Below are 22443 nucleotides of genomic sequence, written 5' to 3'. Positions count from 1 at the left end.
ACGTCGCCGGGTGCGGCGGGGGCCCCGCGGACCTCGTCCTGCGGTCCGTCCCCTCCCGTGGGTCGGTGGTGCGGGCCGGTGGGGGGCGATGTGGTCATGCGGCGTCTTCCTCCGTTTCGCACTTCTCTTGACGTTCCGTCAGACCTGCCGGGAGAATCGCCGTCCTCCTGCGCCCCCGGGAGGCGCCGTGCCCGCACCCCACCCCTTCCCCCTCCCGCCCGAGGACCGCCGGCTCAGCCCACGCACCGGCTGGACCCGCGCCCACTGGGAGGCCACCGCCGACGGCCTGCTGTGTGCCACCCGCCCCTACTTCTCCCCGCGCCACGGCCTGCTCACCCTCCCCGGCCCCCGCCCCAGCTCCTCCGGCCCCCGCTCCGACGGCCTCGAAGGCTTCGCCCGTACGTTCCTGCTGGCCGCCCTCCGCGTGGCCGGCAGCGGGGGAGACGACCCGCACGCCCATCTCACCCGCTACGCCGAGGGCCTGGCCGCGGGCACCCGGCGGCCGACGGCCGACCGGGGGCTGACGCCCGCCGACCCCGACTCCTGGCCGCGCATCGACGCCGTCCGCCAGGCCCGCGTCGAAGCCGCGTCTCTCGCCCTCGGCCTGCGGCTGACCCGTCGCCGGCTCTGGGACACCCTCGACGAGGCGGTCCGCGGCAGGATCGCCGACTGGCTGCTGCCGGCCCTCGGCCCGTCACCCGTCGACAACAACTGGTGGCTCTTCGGCCTCACCGTCGGCGGCTTCCTGCACGACGCGGGCATCGAGACCGCCCGCGCCCAGGCGGCCGTCGACCGGGCCCTGACACGCGTCGAGGAGTGGTACCGCGGCGCAGGCTGGTACTCCGACGGCGACAACCGGGCCTTCGACCACTACAACGCCTGGGCGCTGCACTTCTACCCCGTCCTGCACGCGCACCTGAGTGCCGACCACGCCCTGGCGGCCACCTACGGGGACCGCCTGCATGACCAACTGGAGGACTACACCCGCCTCTTCGGTTCCGATGGCGCGCCGCTGCCGTTCGGCCGCTCACTCACCTACCGCTTCGCCGCCACCGCCGCCCCCTGGCTCGGCGCGCTCACCGGCCACACCCCGCTCACCCCGGGCGCCACCCGCCGCCTCGCCTCCGGGGCGCTGCGCCACTTCCTCGACCGCGGCGCCGTCACCGGGGACGGGCTGCTGCCGCTCGGCTGGTACCGGCCCCACCCGCCGATGCTGCAGAGCTACTCGGGTCCGGGCTCCCCCTACTGGGCGGCCAAGGGATTCCTCGGCCTGCTGCTGCCCGCCGGGCACCCCACCTGGACCGACCCCGAGGAACCCCTCCCCGCCGAACGCGCGGACATCGTACGGCCCCTGGGCCCCACCGGCCTGCTGCTGCAGTCCACCGCGTCCGACGGCCTGGTCCGCGTGCACAACCACGGCAGCAACTCCCCGCTCGCCGCGTCCGACCCGTCCTACGACCGCTTCGCGTACTCCACCCGCACCGGCCCCACGACCCCCACCGCCGGGCCGGCGCTCCCGGACAACCACTTCGCGCTGCTGCTCGCCGGCCGGCCCACCACCCGCGGCCCCGCCACCCCGCACACCACCGGCCCCGACCGGGCCTCCTCCACGCACACCCCACGCGGCCCGGACGGCACCGCACTCCGCGGCGTCCGCGTGCTGTCCGCGACCCTCGTGCACGGCCGGGCCGAACTCCGCGCCCATCTGGTCACCGGCGCCGCCCCGGGCACCCCCGTACGCCAGACGGGCTGGGCCGTCACCTCCGACGGTCCCGCGGCCCAGCTCCACCCGGTCCACGGCTACGACGGTCCGCCCCGCCTGACCCCTACGGGAAGCACCCTGGCCGGCCCCGGCACGGAGACCGCCGTCCTGGAGGGCGCCACCACCCCGGACCCCCGGGGCACCCTTTTCCTGGCGCTGGCCTCCCTCACGGGGGACCCGGACCCCGCCCCCGTACGGACCCTGGCGACCGTGCGCACCACGGCCCACCGCACCGGCCACACCGTCCACGTCACCTGGCACGACGACGGCACCACCAGCGACCTGACCCTGTCCGCTGGCGGCGCCGTGCCGTGAGCGACGCCGCGTCAGCGGGGCCCGTACTTGCGCCCCGTACGGGACGTGAGCCCCCCGAGGACACCGCGGGGTGCCAGCTTCACCGCGCCCATGAGCGCCTTGTACCGCGGGTCGGGGATGGACAGCGACTTCCCCCGCACCAGGTCCTTCATCGCCGCGTCCACCAGCTTGTCCGCGTCCAGCCACATCCACCCCGGGATGTTGTCCGTCCCCATCCCGGCCCGCTCGTGGAACTCGGTCCGCACGAAACCCGGGCACAGCGCCATCAGCCGCACCCCGCTGCCGGCCAGGTCGCGGGCCGCGCCCTGGGTGAACTGCACGACCCACGCCTTGCTCGCGCCGTACGTGCCGCGCGGTACGAACGCCGCCACCGACGCCACGTTGACCACCGCCCCGCGCCGGCGGTCCCGCATGCCGCGCACCGCCGCCGTGGTCAGCCGCAGCACCGCCTCGCAGTGCACCTTCAGCATCGTCAGCTCCTCGGCCATCGGCACTTCGAGGTACTCGCCCTTGTTGCCGAAGCCGGCGTTGTTCACCAGCAGATCGACCGGGTGTTTGGCATCCGTCAGCCGGGCCTCGACGGCGGTGATGCCCTCCTCGGTGGCCAGGTCGGCGACGAGCACCTCCGCCTCGATGCCGTGCCGGTCGTGCAGTTCGGTGGCCTGCTCGCGCAGCCGCTTCTCGTTGCGTGCCACCAGCACCACGCTGTGGCCGTCGCTCGCGAGCCGCCGGGCGAACGCCGCCCCGATGCCCGCCGTCGCTCCCGTGATCAATGCAGTCGTCATACGGGGCACGCTATCCGCCCCGGCACCGGGCCCCGGCCCCCCGTCCGGCCGTGCGCTCAACTCCCTTGCCGCTCCAGGTACTTCACGACCCTGCGCCGCGCCTCCTCGGGCAGCGCCCGGTCCGCCTCCAGCAGCCGGGGCAGCAGCTCCCGCCGGGTCGTCAGCGCCTGGAACATCAGCCCGATGGTCACCTCGTGGTCCGGCCGGTGCACCCGCTCGATGCCGTCCCCGGCGCGGATCTCGCCCGGCTCGATGACCCGCAGGTACGCGCCGGGCACCCCCGCCCGGGTGAACCGCCGCAGCCAGCCGTGCTCGCCCAGCCAGCCCTGGAACGTACGGCAGGGGATCCGCGGACAGCTCACCTCCAGCAGCAGCCGCGGGCCCACCCGCCAGCGCTCGCCGATCCGGGCGCCGGTGACCTCGACGCCCGAGGTGGTGAGGTTCTCGCCGAAGACGCCGTTGGCCAGCTCGCGGCCCAGCTCCCGCTCCCAGGCGTCCAGGTCCTCGCGGGCGTAGGCGTACACCGCCTGGTCGTCGCCGCCGTGGTGGCGCAGATCGACCACCGCGTCGCCGGCCAGCCCGCTGCCGCCGCTGCCCTTGGGACCGGGCGCGGTGACCGCCACCGGGCCGGCCACGGGGCGCTTGTCGATGCCCGTGCCGCCCGGGGCGTCGGTGTGGTCGGTGGGCGCGGGCCGCCCCACGTTCACGGTCAGCAGTTTCATACGACGCTCCGTTGCTCGATCGGGTGCGGTTTCCGGAACACCCGGTCAGTACCTTCGTGTGCCCCGCCCCCTACGGGGCACACCGGCCCGGCCACGCCGGCCATTCCCACCCAAAAGTGGCGACCGCATTTTTCCTCACCACCCCAAGTTCCGCTTATGCTCGATACGTGATCGAGGCCCGTCATCTCCGTGTGCTGCGCGCCGTCGCCCGGACCGGTTCGTTCTCCGCCGCGGCGCGCGAACTGGGCTGCACCCAGCCGGCCGTCAGCCAGCAGATGAAGGCCCTGGAACAGTCCGCCGGCACCCCGCTGCTGGTCCGCACCGGCCGCGAGATGCGGCTGACGCAGGCGGGCGAGGCACTCGTACGGCACGCCGTCGGCATCCTGGCCGGGCTGACCGCCGCCGAGGAGGAGGTCGCCGCCATCGCGGGCCTGCGGGCCGGCCGGGTGCGGCTGGTGTCGTTCCCCTCCGGCAGCTCGACGCTGGTGCCGACCGCCCTGGCGAGGATGCGCGCCGCCCACCCGGGCACCCGGGTCTCGCTGGTCGAGGCCGAGCCGCCGCGGTCGATCGAGATGCTGCGCAACGGCGACTGCGAGATCGCACTGGCCTTCCGCTACCCGCAGGTGCGCGGCGCCGACCCGGCGGCCGCGGCGGAGTGGGAGGACCTGGTGGTACGGCCGGTCCTGGCGGACCGGCTGATCGGGCTGGTGCCGGACGGCCACCGGCTGGCGAAGGCCGGCGCCGCGCGGTTCGCGGAACTCGCCGACGAGCCGTGGATCGCGGGCTGCCCGCGCTGCCGCCGCCACCTGGTGGAGGTCTGCGAGAGCACCGGCTTCAGCCCCCGCATCGACTTCGCGACGGACGACTACCCGGCCGTGATCGGCCTGGTCGGCGCGGGCCTGGGAGTCGCCGCGCTGCCCGAGCTCACGCTGGAGTCGGTGCGCGCCAAGGGGGTCACCGCGATCCGGCTGGAGCCCGCGGTGCAGCGGGAGATCGTCGCGCTCACCCTGCCGGACCTGGCCCATGTCCCCGCCGTCGAGGCCACGCTCGACCAGCTGGCCGACGCGGCGGGCCGGCGCGCCCCCACGCGCTGACGGCCGAGGGCGCCCGGTGGGCGTCCGCCCACCGGCACATGCAAAACCGACGGGCAGCTGCCCGTCGGGCAGGGGAGATCCGCGCTCCCGGCGTCGCTTCGATGTGCAGGAACGTTTCTGCAACAGGTGTACTTGTCAGGTGCCCGCAGCGCCCGGATGACCGGTCATGGAGGTCGCGGGGATCAGCCGGTGGCGGGCCCGGCCCATGAGCTCCTCGCGCTCGTCCTCCGTCAGGCCGCCCCAGACCCCGTAGGGCTCGCGAACGGCCAGTGCATGCGCCGCGCACTCGGCCCGCACGGGGCAGCGCATGCATACCTCCTTCGCCGATGTCTCACGCGCGCTGCGGGCCGCTCCTCGCTCGCCCTCGGGATGGAAGAAGAGGGAGCTGTCGACGCCGCGACAGGCGGCCAGCAGCTGCCAGTCCCAGAGGTCTGCGTTCGGGCCCGGGAGGCGGGAGAAATCTGCCATTGCTTGTCCCCTCGAAGCGATGCTGATTCGGGCTCGGTGCCAACGACCGTACATCTACTGTCGAAGTAGATGTAAATATGACTCATTGCGAATCTAGTCATAGTCGACACGAAAATGGAAGAAAGAGAGCCAAATAGGGCATAGGGTGCACGCGCGGACGCCGGTCGCGCGACGAGTCGTCTGCGTATCCGGCTCCTCACGGAGCGTGCTGAATACGGTCAGCGAAGCCGTAACTCTTTCGAGTGACCGTCGTTGAGTGTGCGGAGGCGATTGGCAGAGGTAGCCCTCGGGCAGGTGTCCGAGGCGGCCGTCAATCGCACAGGTGACGATATGTACCAGCCTGGAGGCTCAAGGTGACGCGCATCAGCTGCGGAGGGCGGTCATGACATCCGTCCTCGTCTGCGACGACTCCCCGCTTGCCCGAGAGGCGCTCCGTCGGGCGGTTGCGACCGTGCCCGGCGTCGAGCGTGTGACGACCGCGGCCAACGGCGAGGAAGTCCTCCGCCGCTGGGGTGCCGATCGCTCGGATCTGATTCTGATGGACGTACGGATGCCCGGTCTCGGCGGTGTCGAGACCGTGCGCCGGCTGCTGTCAGCGGACCCGGGCGCCCGGATCATCATGCTCACGGTGGCCGAGGACCTCGACGGCGTCGCGCTCGCGGTCGCCGCCGGCGCCCGCGGTTATCTGCACAAGGACGCCTCGCGCGCCGAGCTGCGGGCGACGGTGACCCAGGCGCTCGCGGACCCGACGTGGCGGCTCGCCCCGCGCCGGCTGCGGTCCGCCGAGATGGGGGCCGCCCCGACGCTCACGGCACGCGAGATCCAGGTGCTGGAGGGCATGAGTCACGGCCGCTCCAACGCCGAGATCGGCCGTGAGCTCTTCTTGTCGGAGGACACCGTCAAGACCCACGCCCGGCGCCTCTTCAAGAAACTCGGCGCCTCGGACCGGGCGCATGCGGTGGCGCTCGGCTTCCGCTGGGGACTGGTCCGCTAGGCGTTGTGACGTGCAGCGATGCGGGGGAGTGAAGATCCCCGCCCGCCTTGCGGCGGGCGGGGCGCCATGGTGCCCCGCAACCGCCCGCGTACGGCGGCGGTCCGATTCGCCGCGCGGTGCCGCATCCTTGGAGGTATGGAGTTCCTCGGGGACGGGTCGGTCGGGCACGAGGGGAGGGCGCAGGAGATGACAGCCGGCGCACCTGCCGCGCATAACGCTTCAGTGCACAAGTACGGACCTGATGCCGCGGATCGTGCGGCGCCAAGGCACCATGGTCCGATGCGTGAGGACGGGAAGCAGGAGATCGGCGATCTCGTTGCACGCGCAGTCGAGGGTGACCGGCGGGCCACCCACGACCTGCTGGCCCATGTGCATCCGCTCGCCCTGCGCTACTGCCGCACCCGTCTGTCGAGGCTGCCGGGTGATGCCCGGCACTTCGTCGAGGACCTGGCGCAGGAGGTGTGTGTCGCGGTGCTCTGCGCGCTGCCGCGCTACCGCGACACCGGCAAGCCCTTCGAGGCGTTCGTCTTCGCCATCGCCGGCCACAAGGTCGCCGATCTGCAGCGGGCCGCGATGCGGCATCCGGGCAGCACGGCCGTGCCGTCCGACGAGATGCCCGAGCAGCCCGACGACTCCCTCGGCCCCGAGGAGCGGGCGCTGCTGAGCAGCGACGCCGAGTGGGCCAAGAAGCTGCTGGCGAACCTGCCGGAGAACCAGCGCGAGCTGGTCCTGCTGCGGGTCGCCGTCGGGCTGACGGCCGAGGAGACCGGGCAGATGCTGGGGATGTCGCCCGGTGCGGTCCGGGTCGCCCAGCACCGCGCGCTCAGCAGGCTGCGGGCGCTCGCGGAGCAGTAACCGCGGGCTTCACGGGCGGCCGGAAATCGCCGTACGAATCCACAAGTGACGAGGCCCTCATCGCTCGTGGATTGGGACACTTCTCCAGGCCGTTAGCATGGGAGTCCGCGCTGAGGCAAGAGCATTGGGGAAGGTGTCATGAGTGACAACGTCGACGGTATGCCCGCCAAATTCGCCATGCTCGGGCTGACCTACGACGACGTGCTGCTGCTGCCCGGCGCGTCGGAGGTGCTGCCGAACGCGGTGAGCACCGCGTCCCGGGTCTCGCGCAACGTCACGGTCAACATCCCGCTGCTGTCGGCGGCGATGGACAAGGTCACCGAGGCGCGCATGGCCATCGCCATGGCGCGGCAGGGCGGTGCGGGCGTACTCCACCGCAATCTGTCCATCGAGGACCAGGCCAACCAGGTCGACCTGGTGAAGCGTTCCGAGTCCGGCATGGTCACCGACCCGATCACGGTCCGCCCGGACGCCGACCTCGCCGAGGCCGACGCCCTGTGTGCCAAGTTCCGTATCAGCGGTGTGCCGGTCACCGACGCGGCGGGCAAGCTGCTGGGCATCGTCACCAACCGCGACATGGCCTTCGAGATGGACCGCAGCCGGCAGGTCCGCGAGGTCATGACGCCGATGCCGCTGGTCACCGGCAAGGTCGGCATCTCCGGCGACGACGCCATCGAGCTGCTGCGCCGCCACAAGATCGAGAAGCTGCCGCTGGTCGACGACGCGGGTGTGCTCAAGGGCCTGATCACGGTCAAGGACTTCGTCAAGGCCGAGAAGTACCCGAACGCCGCCAAGGACGCCGAGGGCCGGCTGGTCGTCGGTGCCGCGGTGGGTGTCGGCGACGCGGCGTACGAGCGGGCGCAGGCGCTGGTCGAGGCCGGTGCGGACTTCCTCGTCGTGGACAGCGCGCACGGCCACAGCCGCGGCATCCTCGACATGATCGCCAAGATCAAGTCCAACATCAGCGTCGACGTCGTCGGCGGCAACGTCGCGACCCGGGACGGCGCCCAGGCGCTGATCGACGCGGGCGCCGACGGCATCAAGGTCGGTGTCGGCCCCGGCTCCATCTGCACCACCCGCGTGGTCGCCGGTGTCGGCGTCCCGCAGGTCACCGCGATCTACGAGGCCGCGCAGGCCGCGAACGCCGCGGGCGTGCCGCTGATCGGTGACGGCGGGCTGCAGTTCTCCGGTGACATCGCCAAGGCCATCGCGGCCGGCGCGGACACCGTGATGCTGGGCTCACTGCTGGCCGGCTGCGAGGAGTCGCCGGGCGAGATGGTCTTCATCAACGGCAAGCAGTTCAAGTCGTACCGCGGCATGGGCTCGCTGGGCGCCATGCAGTCCCGCGGCCAGGGCCGGTCCTTCTCCAAGGACCGCTACTTCCAGGACAACGTCCTCTCCGAGGACAAGCTGGTGCCCGAGGGCATCGAGGGCCAGGTGCCCTACCGCGGCCCGCTGGCCTCGGTCGCCCACCAGCTCGTCGGTGGTCTGCGCGCCTCCATGGGCTACGTCGGCTCCGCCGACATCCCCGAGCTCAAGGAGAAGGGCCGGTTCGTCCGGATCACCGCGGCGGGTCTCAAGGAGAGCCACCCGCACGACGTCCAGATGGTCACCGAAGCGCCGAATTACTCCCGGCGCTAGGCGCTGCGCCTCTGGACACCCCCTGGCACGGCCCTACCGTGGAGCCCGCGGCCGCACCCCGGCCGCGGGCTCCGGTGTGTCGGGGATACTGGAACCGCAGACGTAGAGGAAAGGCCACACACGTGACTGAGATCGAGATCGGGCGCGGCAAGCGCGGCCGCCGGGCATATTCATTCGACGACATCGCCGTCGTACCCAGTCGCCGCACCCGCGACCCGAAGGAGGTCTCGATCGCCTGGCAGATCGACGCCTACCGTTTCGAGCTGCCGTTCCTGGCCGCTCCCATGGACTCGGTGGTCTCTCCGCAGACCGCGATCCGCATCGGTGAGCTGGGCGGTCTGGGCGTCCTCAACCTCGAAGGGCTGTGGACCCGCTACGAGGACCCGGAGCCGCTGCTCGCCGAGATCGCCGAGCTGGACGAGGCCACCGCCACCCGCCGGCTCCAGGAGATCTACGCGGCCCCGATCAAGGAAGAGCTGATCGGGCAGCGCATCAAGGAGGTGCGCGACGCGGGTGTGGTCACCGCCGCGGCGCTGTCGCCGCAGCGTACGGCGCAGTTCTCCAAGGCCGTCGTGGACGCCGGTGTCGACATCTTCGTGATCCGCGGGACGACGGTCTCCGCCGAGCACGTGTCGTCGGCGGCCGAGCCGCTGAACCTCAAGCAGTTCATCTACGAGCTGGACGTCCCGGTGATCGTGGGCGGCTGCGCCACGTACACCGCGGCGCTGCACCTGATGCGGACCGGCGCGGCCGGTGTGCTGGTCGGCTTCGGCGGCGGCGCCGCGCACACCACCCGCAACGTCCTGGGCATCCAGGTCCCGATGGCGACCGCGGTCGCCGACGTCGCGGCCGCCCGCCGGGACTACATGGACGAGTCCGGTGGCCGGTACGTGCACGTCATCGCCGACGGTGGCGTGGGCTGGTCCGGCGACCTGCCGAAGGCGATCGCCTGCGGTGCGGACGCGGTGATGATGGGTTCCCCGCTGGCCCGTGCGACGGACGCGCCGGGCCGTGGCCACCACTGGGGCATGGAGGCGGTCCACGAGGACGTGCCGCGCGGCAAGCGGATGGACCTGGGTGCGGTCGGCACGACCGAGGAGGTGCTGCTCGGGCCCTCGACGACCACCGACGGCTCGATGAACTTCTTCGGCGCGCTGCGCAGGGCGATGGCGACGACCGGGTACTCGGAGCTGAAGGAGTTCCAGCGGGTCGAGGTGACGGTGGCGCCGCGGCGCTAGTCCTCCCCCCTTGCAGAACGGAAGCCCGGCCGCCTCACCACGCGGCCGGGCTTCCGGTTTTTGGGGCTCCCCTCACAGGCGGTGGGCGGAGCCGGTGGGGGTGGCTCCTCTGGTGTCCAGGAGGAGTTGCGCCTTGACCGACAGGCCCTGGAGGTCGTAGGTGCGGTGGGCCTGGAGGAGCAGGGTGAGGTCCGCGGCGGCGGCGGCTTCGTAGAGCGAGTCGGCGCGGGGGACGGGGCGGTCCAGGACGGTCCAGCGCGGGACGTAGGGGTCGTGGTACGTGACGTGCGCGCCGAGTTCCCGCAGGCGGGCGGCGATTTCCCAGGCGGGGGAGCCCGCCTGGTCGCCGACGTCCGGCTTGTAGGTGACGCCGAGCAGCAGCACGCGGGCGCCGCGGGCGGACTTGCCGTGCTCGTTCAGGAGGGTGGCGCAGCGCTGGATGACGTAGTGGGGCATGCGGTCGTTGACCTCTTGTGCCCACTCGACCATGCGCAGCGGGTGTTCCGGTGAACGTCCTTTGTAGGCAAGGTGGTTGGGGTCGATGGGGGCGGCGTGGCCGCCGACTCCGGGGCCGGGGCGGAAGGACTGGAAGCCGAAGGGCTTGGTCTCGGCGCAGCGGATGACGTCCCACAGGTCGACGCCGATGTCGTGGCAGAAGACCGCCATCTCGTTCATGAGGGCGATGTTGATGTGCCGGTAGTTGGTTTCCAGGAGTTTGGCGGTTTCCGCCTCGCGGGGGCCGCGGGCGCGTACGACCTTGTCGGTGAGGCGGCCGTAGAAGGCGGCGGCGGCTTCGGTGCAGGCGGGGGTGAGACCGCCGATGACCTTCGGGGTGTTGGCGTAGCGGTGGGTGCGGTTGCCCGGGTCGTGGCGGGCGGGTGAGCAGGCGAGGTGGAAGTCGCGGCCGGCGGTGAGGCCGGAGCCGTCCTCCAGCAGGGGGCGCAGGAATTCCTCGGTGGTGCCCGGGTAGGCGGTGGATTCGAGGATGACCGTGGTGTGCGGGCGCAGATGGGCGGCGAGGGTGCGCGCGGCGTCGGCGACGGCGGTGAGGTCGAGGGAGCGGTCCTGGCCGAGCGGGGTGGGTGCGCAGATGACGGCGGTACGGACCCGGCCCAGGGCGGTGGGGTCGGTGGTGGTGCGGAAGCCCGCCGACAGCAGCCGGCGGAGTTCGGTGGCGGACAGCGGCCCGTCGGTGGCGGTGGGTGGGGCGGGGTCGTAGCCGAGGGTGGTGAAACCGGCGGTGGTGGCGGCCTGGGCGAGGGGGAGGCCGAGGTGACCGAGTCCGATGACGGCGAGGTCTGCGGGCATGCTGCGGCCGTCCTTCCCGAGCGACTGCGCGTGACAGGGGCGTCATGTACGCGGTCGGCGCATGACGTCTGCGGAGAGTGCATAAGTAGACTAAGCGGATATTTGGCCCAGAATGGGGATTGGTGGATCAAGGTCGCCGGGTGTTGCCCCCTTGAGTGAAGGGTGGATGGCGGCTCTTGGCGCGGTCAGAATCGACGGACGGGGCATGGCCCCCGATCACAGTGGCCCCGACAGCAGCGGGAGGCAGCGGTGAAGACAGCGATACTGGGACCGGCGCAACGGGCGGAGGCACTCGCCCGAATGGCGGAGCGGGAGCTGGACGTCCTCGTGGTCGGCAGCGGGGTCGTCGGGGCGGGGACCGCTCTGGACGCGGCGACCCGGGGACTGTGCACGGGGCTGGTGGAGGCGCGGGACTGGGCCTCGGGCACGTCCAGCCGGTCGAGCAAGCTCATCCACGGCGGTCTGCGGTATCTGGAGATGCTGGACTTCGCGCTGGTGCGCGAGGCCCTCAAGGAGCGCGGGCTGCTGTTGCAGCGGCTGGCGCCGCATCTGGTCAAGCCGGTGCCGTTTCTCTATCCGCTCCAGCACAAGGGCTGGGAGCGCTGGTACGCCGGATCGGGCGTGGCGCTGTACGACGGCATGTCGGTGTCGTCGGGGCACGGCCGCGGGCTGCCCCTCCACCGGCACCTCTCGCACAAGCGGGCGCTGCAGGTGGCGCCCTGCCTGAAGAAGGACGCGCTGGTGGGCGCGTTGCAGTACTACGACGCGCAGATGGACGACGCGCGGTACGTCGCCACCCTCGTACGGACCGCGGCCGCCTATGGCGCGCACGTCGCCAACCGGGCGCGGGTGGTGGGTTTTCTGCGCGAGGGCGAGCGGGTGGTCGGCGCGCGGGTGGAGGACGTCGAGGGCGGCACCGAGTACGAGATCCGGGCGCAGCAGATCGTCAACGCCACCGGGGTGTGGACGGACGACACCCAGGCGCTGATCGGTGAGCGCGGGCAGTTCCACGTCCGCGCCTCGAAGGGGATCCACCTGGTCGTCCCCAAGGACCGGATCCATTCGACGACCGGGCTGATCCTGCGGACCGAGAAGAGCGTGCTGTTCGTCATCCCGTGGGGGCGGCACTGGATCATCGGGACGACCGACACCGACTGGGATCTGGACAAGGCGCACCCGGCGGCGTCCAGCGCGGACATCGACTATCTGCTCGGGCACGTCAACGAGGTGCTGGCGACCCCGTTGACCAGGGACGACGTCGAGGGCGTGTATGCCGGGCTGCGGCCGCTGCTGGCGGGGGAGTCGGACGCCACCAGCAAGCTGTCGCGGGAGCACACCGTGGCGCATCCGGTGCCGGGTCTCGTGGTCGTCGCCGGCGGCAAGTACACGACGTACCGGGTCATGGCCAAGGACGCGGTGGACGAGGCAGTGCACGGGCTCGACCGGCGGGTCGCGGAGTGCGTGACGGAGGACGTGCCGCTCGTCGGGGCCGAGGGCTACAAGGCGCTGTGGAACGCGCGGGCCCGGATCGCGGCGCGCACCGGGCTGCACGTGGCGCGGATCGAGCATCTGCTGAACCGCTACGGCTCGCTGGCCGAGGAGCTGCTGGAGCTGGTGGTGGCCGATCCCTCGCTGGGCGAACCGCTGGCGGCCGCCGACGACTACCTGCGCGCGGAGGCGGTCTACGCCTGCACGCACGAGGGCGCGCGCCATCTCGACGACGTGCTGACCCGCCGTACGCGGATCTCGATCGAGACCTTCGACCGGGGCACCCGCAGCGCCCGTGAGGTCGCCGAGCTGATGGCGCCCGCGCTGGGCTGGGATGACGCCCAGATCGAGAAGGAGATCACGCACTACCAGAAGCGGGTGGAGGCGGAGCGCGAATCGCAGCGGCAGCCGGACGACCTGACGGCGGACGCGGCGCGGCTCGGCGCCCCGGACATCGTGCCGCTCTAGGCGCGCGGTGCCCGGCAGAACTCCGCGGTCAGGACGTCCGTGCCGTGTGCCCGGTCGGCCGCGTCGGTGTTGACCCGGTAGCTGACGACGTGCCGGCCGTCGGCGGTGCCCGCGGTCTGCGCGAAGGAGCCGTTGATGTCGCCGTTGTGGCCCCAGACCGTGACGCCGCAGGGCAGCTTCGTCGCGTAGAGGCCGAGGCCGTAGGTGCCGCCGGTGCGTTTCTCGCTGCGTATCTCGGCCATTTGGCGCGGCGGCAGGAACGCGCCGGCGAGCAGCGCGGAGAAGAAGCGGTTGAGGTCGCCGAGGGTGGTGACCATCTCGCCGGCCGCCCCGGCCCGGCTGGGGTCCAGGGACGTCGCGTCCACCCGACGGTCGCCGATGCGGGAGTACGCGCGGCCGTGCGGCGCCGGCAGCGTCGGGTCGGTGCCGGGGAAGGAGGTGTCGTCGAGCCGGGCGGGGACGAGGATGCGGCGGCGGATCTCGGTGGCGTACGGGTGCCCGGTGACCGCCTTGATGATCAGGCCGAGCACCAGATAGTTGGTGTTGGAGTAGCTGTAGCGGGCGCCCGGGGCCGCGGCCGGCGGGTGGCCCAGCGCGATCCGCAGCAGCTCGGCCGGGGTGTGGCGGTCGTAGCGGTGGGCGCCGAAGCCGTTGCCGTAGAGCTGCCGGGAGAGCCGGCGGTCTTCGGTGTAGTTGAACAAACCGCTCGTGTGGTCCAGCAGCTGGCGCACCGTCACCTTGCGCAGGTCGCTGCCGTCGCCGCCGCCGGTGGCCGGTACGCCCGGGGGGAGGTGCGCGGCCGCGGTGCCGTCCAGGGCGAGCCGGCCCTCGGCGACCAGCTGGAGGATCACCGTCGCGACCAGGGTCTTGGTCAGGCTGCCGGCCCGGAAGTGGTCCCGTGCGCCCATCCTGCGGCCGTTGCGCAGGTCGGCGACGCCGACGGTGGCGAAGCGCGAGGCGTGGAAGCGGCCGTCGCGGGTGACGAGGGAGGCCGCGCCCGGCGCGCCGTCCTCGACCAGCCGGCGCAGTGCGGGCACGGTGGCGGCCGGTGGCCGCGTGACGGTGCCGACCGGCGGGACGCGGGCGGCGGGCGGCGCCGGGGCGCAGGCCGTCAGGGCCGGGGCGGCGAGGGCGGCCAGCACGACCGCCACGGCGGCCGGCCGGCGCGAGCGCATCGTCATCGGGACTCCCGTTCGTCGGGGCCATCATGACGGGCGGGTGGTGCCGTCCGGCACCGACCCGGGCCTTCCGCACGGCCGCGGATGAGAGAGAATGAAGGCTCTGCCAGGGTGGGTTGTCCGAGTTGAGTCAGTTTGACGATCGATGAGACGTCACAACTGCCAACTCGGCTGGATTGCCGAGGGGATTCAGTGGGCGACGAGGTCGAGATGGACGGCAAGGGCGGCAGGCTGCTCGCCGGCCGGTACCGGCTCGCCGATGTTCTCGGCCGGGGTGGCATGGGCACCGTCTGGCGGGCACGCGACGAGGTGCTGGGCCGTACGGTCGCAGTGAAGGAACTGCGCTTCCCGGGCGGGGTCGAGGAGGACGAGAAGCGTCGTCTGATCACCCGTACGCTGCGCGAGGCCAAGGCGATCGCCCGGATCCGCAACAACGGCGCGGTGACGGTCTACGACGTGGTCGACGAGGACGACCGGCCGTGGATCGTGATGGAGCTGGTCGAGGGCCGCTCGCTGGCCGAAGTCGTGCGCGACGACGGCCCGCTCACCCCGCGCCGCGCCGCCGAGGTGGGCCTGGCGGTGCTCGACGTGCTGCGCGCCGCACACAGCGAGGGCATCCTGCACCGCGATGTGAAGCCGTCCAACGTCCTGATGTCCGACGACGGCCGGGTCGTGCTGACCGACTTCGGTATCGCGCAGGTCGAGGGCGACCCCTCGGTGACCTCGACCGGCATGCTGGTCGGCGCCCCCTCCTACATCTCCCCCGAGCGCGCCCGCGGTCAGAAGCCGGGACCGCCGGCCGACATGTGGTCGCTCGGCGGGCTGCTGTACGCCTGCGTCGAGGGCGTGCCGCCGTACGACAAGGGCTCGGCGATCGCCACGCTGACGGCGGTGATGACCGAGCCGGTCGAGCCGCCGAAGAGCGCCGGCGCGCTGGAAGAGGTCATCTACGGCCTGCTGGTGAAGGACCCCGACGCACGGCTGGACGACGCGGGCGCGCGGGCGCTGCTGCTGGACGTCGTGCACACCCCGGAGAAGGCGCCCGAGCCGCCGATGGACGCGACGCGGGCGATGGCGCTGCCGACGGTGCCCGCGGAGCGGGCTGCCAAGCCCAAGGGCACGTCCAAGAAGACCGCCGCCCCCAAGCCGCGGGGCCCCAAGGCGAAGCAGCCGGCCGCTCCGGTGGCCGGGCCGGCGGCCGGTGAGCGGGCCGCGAAGGCCGGGGCGGGCAAGGCGAAGGAAGCGAAGGCCGGCACCGAGCGGGCCGTGGCCACGCCGGCGAGCGCGCCGGAGCGCCCCAGGAAGAGCGCCGGGCGCCCCGCCGCTCCCGCCGCGGCGGACGCGGGCAGCCGGACGGTGGACCGTCCCTCGTCGCGTACCGGCTTCGACACCGAGGCCGCCAAGCAGCGGATGCGCGGCGCCCTGCAGTCCGTGCGCAACGCGGCGGCGGCCGCCGCCGCGGCCCGTGCCGAGTCCAGACCTGGCGACGGGAGCCGTCCGTCCGCCGCGCGGGCCTCGCTGACCGACGTCGTCCCGCGCCGCACGCTGATCGTGGTGGCCGTGGTCGTCGCCCTCGCCGTGCTGGGCACGGTCCTGGCGCTCGCGCTGAGCGGCGACGACTCCTCGCCGAAGGGCGGCAAGGCGTCCGGCAAGAGCGACACCACGCCGTCCGCAGGCCGGGACAAGCCCGCCACGGACCCGGCCGGCGCGAAGGGTGACGGCGCGACGAACGGTCCCGGCACGCCGGGCGGCCAGACGCCGGACGCCGCCCCGGTCGAGGACAAGGGCGGCAAGGACGACAAGGGCGGCAAGGACGGCAAGGGCGTTCCGGACGGCTTCGCCGAGCTCTCCAACGGCCGTTTCCACTTCCGTATGGCGATGCCCAAGGGCTTCCGGCAGACCGACACCGCGGGGCAGAACTCCGGCGCGATCTACAGCGCCTCGGGCGGCTTCCCGCGCGTCCAGGTCGACTACAACGCCGAGCCCGGCAAGGACGCGGCGGCCGCCTGGCGCAGCCTGGAGCCGAGCGTGCGCGGCTCCAGCACCGACTACCACCTCCTCGGCATCAAGTCGGTGAAGTGGCGGAACTACCCGACCGTCGCCGACTGGTCGTTCACGCGCAAGCAGGACGGCGAGAAGGTGCGGGTCCTCAACCGCGGCTTCCGGGCGGACGACGACCACGGCTACGCCATCATGATCACCTGCAAGGCGGACACCTGGTCCGACAAGGAATGCCAGAACGTGGTCACGACCGCGTTCAAGACCTTCGCGGTGAAGGACTGAGCCGGGCGCGGGCGGGCAGCTGACCCCGGAGACCCCGGTGCCGGAGCGAGACGGCGCGCGTCGTTCGGCCGACCGGGCCCCGACTGTCGGTGCGGACACGTATCGTGAGACATCTGAGACATCAAGGACCGTACGCATCCGCAATCGGCGGGAACGCGACCGGAAGTGACCAACGGCGTCGGTGCCGGAGGGCGGCTCCGGCGCGACGGTAGACACAGCGCGCGCTGCGGGGAGGCGTCGTGGACGAGTACGCAGGAAGAGTGCTCGCCGAGCGCTACCGCCTGCCCGTGCGGCCGCTCGGCGATGACGACTTCCCCGAGACCCGCGCCTTCGACACCTACAGCGGGCAGGAGGTGCTGGTCCGTCAGGTGCCGCTGCCGGAGGTCGTCGAGGCGGAGGTCGTCGGGGACGGTGCGGCCCGCTTCGCGGAGGGGCATCCCGTCGGCGGCCGGGCGGCGGGAAAGGCCGACCGCGATCCCCGGGACCCGACCGTGCGGCGCGCGCTGGACGCCGCCACGACCGTGGCGCAGCTGCCCGACCACCCCCGGCTGGAGCAGGTCTTCGACGTCTTCGTGCAGGACGGCAGCCTCTGGGTCGTCGGCGAACTCCTCACCGCCCGCCCGCTGTCCGCGCTGCTCGCCGAGCGGCCGCTGTCCCCGCACCGTGCCGCGGAGATCGGATCCGATCTGCTCGCCGCGCTGCGGGTGCTGCACGCCGACGGGCGGCTGCACCACAACATCACCGCCCGCACGGTCCTGGTCTGTGACGACGGCCGGGCCGTCCTGACCGGCCTGGCGGTGGGCGCGGCGCAGGAGGCGCTGTGCGGGTACGACGCGCCGGCGGAGGCCGCGGTCTCGCTGACCAAGGCACCGTCGGAGGGGCGGGCCGGGGCCGGTACCGCCACCGCGCCCGGGTACGGCCGGCCCACCGGCGCCCTGGCCGCCGAACGGGCCCGGCAGGCGCGGCTGACCGTCGTCGGCCCGGTCACCGAGCGCTGGGCGCCGGAGCAGGCCGGCCCGGTGCACGAGAACTGGCAGCTGGCGCCGCCGGTCGGCCCGGCCACCGACCTGTGGGCGGTCGGCGCGCTGCTGTTCCGCTGCGTGCAGGGGCATCCGCCGTTCCCCGAGGAGAGCGCCGCCGAACTGGCCCAGCTGGTCTGCTCCGAGCCGCCCGCGGTCGCCGAGGAGTGCGGGGCGCTGCGTCCGGTCGTCGAGTCGCTGCTGCGTCAGGACCCCGCCGACCGGCCGGATTTCGAGGAGCTGCGCGGCTGGCTGCGCTCCCTGGTGCGGACGGCGCCGGAGCCGGAGACGGGCAGCCGCGCGGTGACGATGCCGGCGCTGGAGCGGGGCGGCGACCCGCGGCGGCTGCCGATCCTGCGGCGCCGCGGCGAACTCGTCCACCGGGGGCGGCACAAGAAGAGCCGGCCGCCGCGGCGGTCCCGGGCCGCGCAGCCGGCACCCGCGGCGCAGGCGCCCGCCGCCGCGCCGGTGCCGCCCGCCCCGCGGACACCGGAGGCGGGCCGGTGGACCGCGCCCGCCGAGGAGACCTTCCCTCTCCCGAGCTCAAGGGAGCAGGGGGGACGCCCCGCCCCGCCGGCCCGCCTGCCGCGCCCCCCGAAGCAGCCCAAGCCGCTGCGGCAGCCCCGTGCGGCCCGGCCCGCCAGGCAGCCGGCGGGGCGGGCGCCGACGCCGGACCGGGAGCTGTACGAGCAGCAGATGCTGGGCCAGGTCGGCATCGACCTCGCGCCGGGCCCGGCCCGCCCGTCGCGCGGTGGCCCGCGCAACCTCGGCCAGCTGCTGCTCACCGCGATCCTGCTGCTCCTGGTCTGCGCGGTCGTCTACGCGGTGGCGTTCATGCCGAAGGCCGGGCAGGACTCCAAGGCCGGGCGGCGCGGCGCGGAGCACACCGCGACGTCGGGCGCGGCACCCGGCGGCAGCCCCACCCCGACCGGCGGCCGGGACGGGGCGGGGGCCGGCGGCGCGGCCGGCACCGCGGACCCGCAAAGCGCGGCGCCCCCGGAGGTCGCCAAGGGCTTCGCGCTGCGCACCGACCCCAAGGGCTTCCGGATCGCGGTCCGCGACGGCTGGCAGCGCCGCGGCGTCACCGGCCAGGGCCAGGTGCGGTACGTCGGCGGCGACTACGAGCTGCTGGTGGTGCCCGGCCGGGACCGTACGGCGGCGTTCGGCGCGGACCCGATGGCCTACCTCCAGAACAAGGAGCCGGAGCTGGCTCCGTACCGCTCCGCCAGCTGGGCCTCGGCGTCCGGTCTGCGGCGGATCGACGTCGGCCGGACGGCGATGGCGGAGGGCACCTTCAGCTGGCGTGACAGCAGCGGCCGCGAGGTCTATGTGCGCAACCTCGCGATGATCCAGAACGGCCGCTACCACCTGGTCCTGGTCATCGGCCCGGACAGCGGGCGGCGCGAGGTGGACCGCCTCTACGAGCAGGCGTCCAGCTCGTACCGGACCGGCTGACCGCCGTGGGACGATGACGGCATGCACGACGAACTGACCGCGGCCCGGTCCGCGGTGTACGACCCGTGCGGCTTCGTCTGCTCGCCGCCGGTGCCCGAGGCGGAGAGCGCCGAGTACGGGGCCCACTCCTTCACCCTGGACGACCGTGCCGTGCGGTTCCGGGTGGGGAAGACCACGCCGACGAAGGTGGGTCAGTTCGTCACGGTGTGGCAGCGGCACGAGGGCGGGCCGATCCGGCCCTTCGACGTCGCGGATCCCGTTGACCTGTTCGTCATCAGCTCCCGCGACGCGGACGGCTTCGGGCACTTCGTCTTCCCGCGCGAGGTGCTGGCCGAGCGGGGCGTCGTCGCGCGCGGCGGCGTCGGCGGGAAGCGGGGGTTCCGCGTCTACCCGCCGTGGGTGACGACGACCAGCCGGCAGGCCCGCGCCACCCAGGAGTGGCAGGTGCGGCACTTCCTGCCGATCCCCGCCGACGGCCCGGCCGACCCGGCCCGCGCCCACGCGCTGTACCACCCCTAGGGGGGCCCGCTACGCGCTCAACTCCCGTTCCAGCGGCGTCCGGAAGCGTGGCGTGACGCGGACCGGGCCGATCCAGGAGGCCAGCCGGGCCGCCTCGGACTCCACCGCGGCGGCGGCCGTACTGCCGCCCTCGCCGGTCAGCAGCCGCCAGACGATCTCACCGTCCGGGCGCTGGGCCCAGCCGCCGACGATCCGGCCGTTCCACCACACCGTGGGGCCGATGTTGCCGCTGCGGTCGAAGAGGTGCGGTACGTGGTCCGGGTCGAGGTACCAGTCGCGGGCCTTCCAGCCCATCGCGGTGGGGTCGAGGGCGGGCAGGAGGGCGGCCCAGGGCTCGGGCTCGGGCTCGGGGAGCGGTGCGAGGTCGTCGGGCAGGGCGAGGCCGGTGACGCCGCCGTCGAGGGTCACCTCGACGGCTCCGGTGGCGGCCACCGCCCGCCGGGTGTCGGTCAGCGTCCAGCCCGTCCACCACTTGAGGTCCTCGACGGTCGCCGGGCCGTAGGCGGCGAGCCAGCGGCGGGCGAGCGCGGCGCGCGCCTCGGGGGCCGGCGGGGCGTCCAGTTCGGCGAACGGGGTGCCGGGCGTCCAGCGGAAGGAGCTGCTGGTCCAGCTGCCGCGGGGGCGGCCGCGCCGGATGCGTCCCTCGGCTGCCAGCACCCGCAGGATCCGGTTGGAGACGCTCACCGTGGCCTCGTACGGCTTGCCGGGGGAGACCACGATCGTCTCGCGCAGTCCGGGGACGTCGGTGGCCAGCTCGGCCGCGGTCGCCGTACCGCGCCCGGCGAGCGCGGCCAGTGTCTGCGCCTCGACCTCGGTGATCCGTCGCTCGTCCCAGCCCGGGGCGCCCTCCGTGATCCATCTGACCATCCCGGCCCGCTCCTTGGCGGCGATCGCCCGCCCCGTGGAGGAGGAGACGACCGGGGCGATACCGGCGCCGACCGCGAAGAGGGTGCGGCGCATGCACAGCAGCCGGACCAGCGTGTGGTCGTCGTAGAGCGCGCGCTCGACGTCCGCGGGGTCCGGGACGGCCAGCCGGGCGCAGGCCGCCAGGTGGACGGTCGCCGGGTCGCTGGCGTGCAGTCCGACGACCGCGTCGGCGGCCTGTTCGGTGCGGGCCGCCCGGTGGGCGGGGGCGAGCAGGTGCCGCCGCCCGAGGCGGGCGCGGCGCGCGGCGGTGTCGATACGGGGTCGGGCGTCCATGGGGTGACCGTACGGGTCCGGTAGGACAGCGGTCGTCCTACACCCGCGCGGCGCCGCCCCCGAACCGTTCTCTCAGCTCCGGTTTGCGCACCTTGCCCAGGGTCGCCCCGCGCGGCAGGGCGGCCAGCACCTCCAGCCGCTCGGGGAGCTTGTGCCGGGCCAGGCCCTGGGCGAGCAGGTGTGCGGTGACCGCGCCGAGCGTCAACTCCCGTGCGCCCGGCGGCTGTTCGATCACCGCGCAGACCAGCTCGCCGCGCTCGGCGTCCGGCAGGCCGATGACCGCGGCCTCGGCGATGTCCGGGTGCCGGTGGAGCAGTTCCTCGATCTCCTGGGCGGAGATGTTCTCGCCCTTGCGGATGATGATGTCCTTGAGGCGGCCGGTGACCACGAGGTGGCCGGTAGGGGTGAGGTGCCCGAGGTCGCCGGTGGGCAGGAAGCCGTCCGCGTCGAAGGGGTCGGGCTCGCCGAGGTAGCCGCGGCAGACGGCGGGCCCGCGCAGCCGTATCCCGCCGTCGTCGGCGATCCGGATCTCCATCCCCGCCGGTGGCCGACCGTCCCGCGTGGCCAGGTGCTCGTGGCTGTCCCGCGGATCGCCCATGGTGACCATGGGCGCCTCGGTCAGCGCGTACCCGTGGGTGAGCGCGCAGCCCAGCTCGCGCACCACGTCGTGGTACAGGCCGGGCGGCTTGGGCGCGCCGCCGCCCGCCAGCAGGCGGAGGGCGGGCAGGAGCGGGCGGCCCGGCTGTTTGCGCTGCTCGGCGAGGAAGAGGGCGTAGAAGGCCGTCGACCCGCCGGCGAGGGTGACGCCGTGCCGGCGGTAGGCGTCCAGCGCCGCGGGGAGCGCGAAGTGCTCGAAGAGGACGGCCGGAATGCCGTGCCGCAGCAGCAGCACGGTGTAGTCGGGCCCGGCGACGTGTGCGTAGGGGAAGGCCATCGAGCCGATGTCGGACGGGGCAGGCGCAGCGCCCGCCCCAGGTCCGTGCCGGCGGTCAGCAGCGCACGGTCGCAGTGCAGGACGCCCTTGGGGGCCGCGGTGGTGCCCGAGGTCCAGTAGATCCAGCGGACCGCCTCGCCCTCCGCGGGCGGCGGCGGCAGGACGGCCGGATCGCCGTCGGGCAGCGTGCGGTACGCGGCCAGGACGGCAGGCGGGCGGGGCAGCCGGGCGGCGAGCCGGCGCGCCATGGCGGCGTGGTCGAAGCCGCGCCAGGTGCCGGGGACGATGAAGAGGTCCGCCGCGGTGCGGCGCAGGACGTGCGCGGTCTCGTGGTCGCGGCAGGCGGGGACGATCGGGCTCTGCACGGCGCCGAGGCGGGCCAGCGCCAGGCTGAGCAGCACGGTCTCGAGGCGGGTGGGCAGCTGCCAGACGACCCGGCTGCCGGGGCGTACGCCGAGCCCGTACAGCCCGGCGGCGACGCGTTCGGCGCGGGTGCGCAGCGCGCCGAAGGTGAGCCGGCGGTCGTCCGCGGCGGTGTCGCCCGCCTGGATGAGCGCGGTCACGTCCGGGCTGCGGGCGGCACGCCCGGCCACCAGGTCCCACAGTGTCCCGCAGTCCATACCGGCCTCCGTCGACGTGATCTGACGTTACGTCAGTTTCTCGTCCGAGCGTACGGCGGCATGCCTTGTCGGTCCACGGGGCGGCGGTTAGCCTGAA

Annotated in this window: 16 protein-coding genes and 1 pseudogene; 10 read left to right on the top strand and 7 right to left on the bottom strand. The window is 73.5% G+C overall.

Annotated elements, in window-relative coordinates; all coding sequences use genetic code 11:
• Nucleotides 1-187 precede the first annotated feature (187 nt).
• Nucleotides 188-2077, top strand: a complete 1890-nt coding sequence (locus OO62_RS24170; RefSeq protein WP_033269670.1) for a DUF2264 domain-containing protein — start codon at nucleotides 188-190, stop codon at nucleotides 2075-2077.
• 11 nt (nucleotides 2078-2088) lie between these two features.
• Here OO62_RS24170 and OO62_RS24165 read toward each other — a convergent pair whose 3' ends face one another.
• On the bottom strand, nucleotides 2089-2862 hold the full coding sequence (locus OO62_RS24165) for an SDR family NAD(P)-dependent oxidoreductase (protein WP_033269669.1): 774 nt from the start codon (nucleotides 2860-2862) through the stop codon (nucleotides 2089-2091).
• A gap of 56 nt (nucleotides 2863-2918) precedes the next feature.
• Nucleotides 2919-3584: an MOSC domain-containing protein gene (locus OO62_RS24160; protein ID WP_033269668.1), complete on the bottom strand. Its 666-nt coding sequence runs from the start codon at nucleotides 3582-3584 to the stop codon at nucleotides 2919-2921.
• A 167-nt stretch (nucleotides 3585-3751) separates the two neighbouring features.
• Here OO62_RS24160 and OO62_RS24155 point away from each other — a divergent pair, with 167 nt between their 5' ends.
• A complete protein-coding gene (locus OO62_RS24155; protein WP_033269667.1) occupies nucleotides 3752-4678 on the top strand; it encodes a LysR family transcriptional regulator in 927 nt (308 codons plus the stop codon).
• 135 nt (nucleotides 4679-4813) lie between these two features.
• On the opposite strand, the gene OO62_RS24150 is transcribed toward OO62_RS24155, so the two are convergent.
• Nucleotides 4814-5146: a WhiB family transcriptional regulator gene (locus tag OO62_RS24150; protein ID WP_033269666.1), complete on the bottom strand. Its 333-nt coding sequence runs from the start codon at nucleotides 5144-5146 to the stop codon at nucleotides 4814-4816.
• Nucleotides 5147-5528: 382 nt separating this feature from the next.
• On the opposite strand from OO62_RS24150, the gene OO62_RS24145 reads away from it, so the two are divergent.
• The 4 genes from OO62_RS24145 to OO62_RS24130 all read left to right on the top strand — a co-directional run bounded on the left by OO62_RS24145 (nucleotide 5529) and on the right by OO62_RS24130 (nucleotide 9874).
• The gene (locus OO62_RS24145) at nucleotides 5529-6140 is read left to right on the top strand and encodes a response regulator transcription factor (RefSeq protein ID WP_003948568.1); all 612 of its coding nucleotides are present in this window, start codon (nucleotides 5529-5531) and stop codon (nucleotides 6138-6140) included.
• Between the two features lie 279 nt (nucleotides 6141-6419).
• Entirely contained in the window at nucleotides 6420-6995 is a 576-nt protein-coding gene (locus tag OO62_RS24140) for a sigma-70 family RNA polymerase sigma factor (RefSeq protein ID WP_033269665.1), read from the top strand.
• 138 nt (nucleotides 6996-7133) lie between these two features.
• The gene (gene guaB, locus OO62_RS24135) at nucleotides 7134-8636 is read left to right on the top strand and encodes an IMP dehydrogenase (protein WP_033269664.1); all 1503 of its coding nucleotides are present in this window, start codon (nucleotides 7134-7136) and stop codon (nucleotides 8634-8636) included.
• A 122-nt stretch (nucleotides 8637-8758) separates the two neighbouring features.
• On the top strand, nucleotides 8759-9874 hold the full coding sequence (locus OO62_RS24130; RefSeq protein ID WP_033269663.1) for a GuaB3 family IMP dehydrogenase-related protein: 1116 nt from the start codon (nucleotides 8759-8761) through the stop codon (nucleotides 9872-9874).
• A gap of 72 nt (nucleotides 9875-9946) precedes the next feature.
• Here the strand turns inward: OO62_RS24130 and OO62_RS24125 are convergent, their stop codons facing one another.
• Complete coding sequence (locus tag OO62_RS24125) at nucleotides 9947-11182, bottom strand: nucleotide sugar dehydrogenase (protein WP_033269662.1); 1236 nt, start codon at nucleotides 11180-11182, stop codon at nucleotides 9947-9949.
• 249 nt (nucleotides 11183-11431) lie between these two features.
• Here OO62_RS24125 and OO62_RS24120 point away from each other — a divergent pair, with 249 nt between their 5' ends.
• Entirely contained in the window at nucleotides 11432-13138 is a 1707-nt protein-coding gene (locus OO62_RS24120) for a glycerol-3-phosphate dehydrogenase/oxidase (protein WP_033269661.1), read from the top strand.
• Here OO62_RS24120 and OO62_RS24115 read toward each other — a convergent pair.
• The gene (locus OO62_RS24115) at nucleotides 13135-14319 is read right to left on the bottom strand and encodes a serine hydrolase domain-containing protein (RefSeq protein ID WP_033269660.1); all 1185 of its coding nucleotides are present in this window, start codon (nucleotides 14317-14319) and stop codon (nucleotides 13135-13137) included. The two genes, OO62_RS24120 and OO62_RS24115, sit on opposite strands and share 4 nt — an antisense overlap.
• Before the next feature lie 207 nt (nucleotides 14320-14526).
• Here OO62_RS24115 and OO62_RS24110 point away from each other — a divergent pair, with 207 nt between their 5' ends.
• From OO62_RS24110 to OO62_RS24100, 3 genes are all read left to right on the top strand, one after another.
• The gene (locus OO62_RS24110; protein WP_033269759.1) at nucleotides 14527-16599 is read left to right on the top strand and encodes a serine/threonine-protein kinase; all 2073 of its coding nucleotides are present in this window, start codon (nucleotides 14527-14529) and stop codon (nucleotides 16597-16599) included.
• A gap of 239 nt (nucleotides 16600-16838) precedes the next feature.
• A complete protein-coding gene (locus OO62_RS24105; RefSeq protein WP_033269659.1) occupies nucleotides 16839-19073 on the top strand; it encodes a protein kinase family protein in 2235 nt (744 codons plus the stop codon).
• 21 nt (nucleotides 19074-19094) lie between these two features.
• On the top strand, nucleotides 19095-19592 hold the full coding sequence (locus tag OO62_RS24100; protein ID WP_033269658.1) for a MepB family protein: 498 nt from the start codon (nucleotides 19095-19097) through the stop codon (nucleotides 19590-19592).
• Nucleotides 19593-19601: 9 nt separating this feature from the next.
• Here the strand turns inward: OO62_RS24100 and OO62_RS24095 are convergent, their stop codons facing one another.
• Both OO62_RS24095 and OO62_RS36585 read right to left on the bottom strand, forming a co-directional pair.
• Nucleotides 19602-20792, bottom strand: a complete 1191-nt coding sequence (locus OO62_RS24095) for a winged helix DNA-binding domain-containing protein (protein WP_033269657.1) — start codon at nucleotides 20790-20792, stop codon at nucleotides 19602-19604.
• Nucleotides 20793-20829: 37 nt separating this feature from the next.
• Nucleotides 20830-22346 (bottom strand): annotated as a pseudogene (locus OO62_RS36585) (class I adenylate-forming enzyme family protein).
• Nucleotides 22347-22443 lie beyond the last annotated feature (97 nt).

Source organism: Streptomyces lydicus (assembly GCF_000717345.1).
GTDB classification, from domain to species: domain Bacteria; phylum Actinomycetota; class Actinomycetes; order Streptomycetales; family Streptomycetaceae; genus Streptomyces; species Streptomyces lydicus.
Note: the sequence above shows the minus strand (reverse complement) of the source record. Positions and strands in the feature narration are given on the sequence as shown.

What these genes read in the sequence shown, in the direction of transcription:
- OO62_RS24140 (WP_033269665.1), top strand. Translation starts at nt 6,420, where the DNA reads ATGCGTGAGGACGGGAAGCAGGAGATCGGCGATCTCGTTGCACGCGCA.
- guaB (WP_033269664.1), top strand. Translation starts at nt 7,134, where the DNA reads ATGAGTGACAACGTCGACGGTATGCCCGCCAAATTCGCCATGCTCGGG.
- OO62_RS24095 (WP_033269657.1), bottom strand. Translation starts at nt 20,792, where the DNA reads ATGGACGCCCGACCCCGTATCGACACCGCCGCGCGCCGCGCCCGCCTC.
- OO62_RS24145 (WP_003948568.1), top strand. Translation starts at nt 5,529, where the DNA reads ATGACATCCGTCCTCGTCTGCGACGACTCCCCGCTTGCCCGAGAGGCG.
- OO62_RS24125 (WP_033269662.1), bottom strand. Translation starts at nt 11,182, where the DNA reads ATGCCCGCAGACCTCGCCGTCATCGGACTCGGTCACCTCGGCCTCCCC.
- OO62_RS24100 (WP_033269658.1), top strand. Translation starts at nt 19,095, where the DNA reads ATGCACGACGAACTGACCGCGGCCCGGTCCGCGGTGTACGACCCGTGC.
- OO62_RS24115 (WP_033269660.1), bottom strand. Translation starts at nt 14,319, where the DNA reads ATGACGATGCGCTCGCGCCGGCCGGCCGCCGTGGCGGTCGTGCTGGCC.
- OO62_RS24160 (WP_033269668.1), bottom strand. Translation starts at nt 3,584, where the DNA reads ATGAAACTGCTGACCGTGAACGTGGGGCGGCCCGCGCCCACCGACCAC.
- OO62_RS24165 (WP_033269669.1), bottom strand. Translation starts at nt 2,862, where the DNA reads ATGACGACTGCATTGATCACGGGAGCGACGGCGGGCATCGGGGCGGCG.
- OO62_RS24150 (WP_033269666.1), bottom strand. Translation starts at nt 5,146, where the DNA reads ATGGCAGATTTCTCCCGCCTCCCGGGCCCGAACGCAGACCTCTGGGAC.
- OO62_RS24110 (WP_033269759.1), top strand. Translation starts at nt 14,527, where the DNA reads ATGGACGGCAAGGGCGGCAGGCTGCTCGCCGGCCGGTACCGGCTCGCC.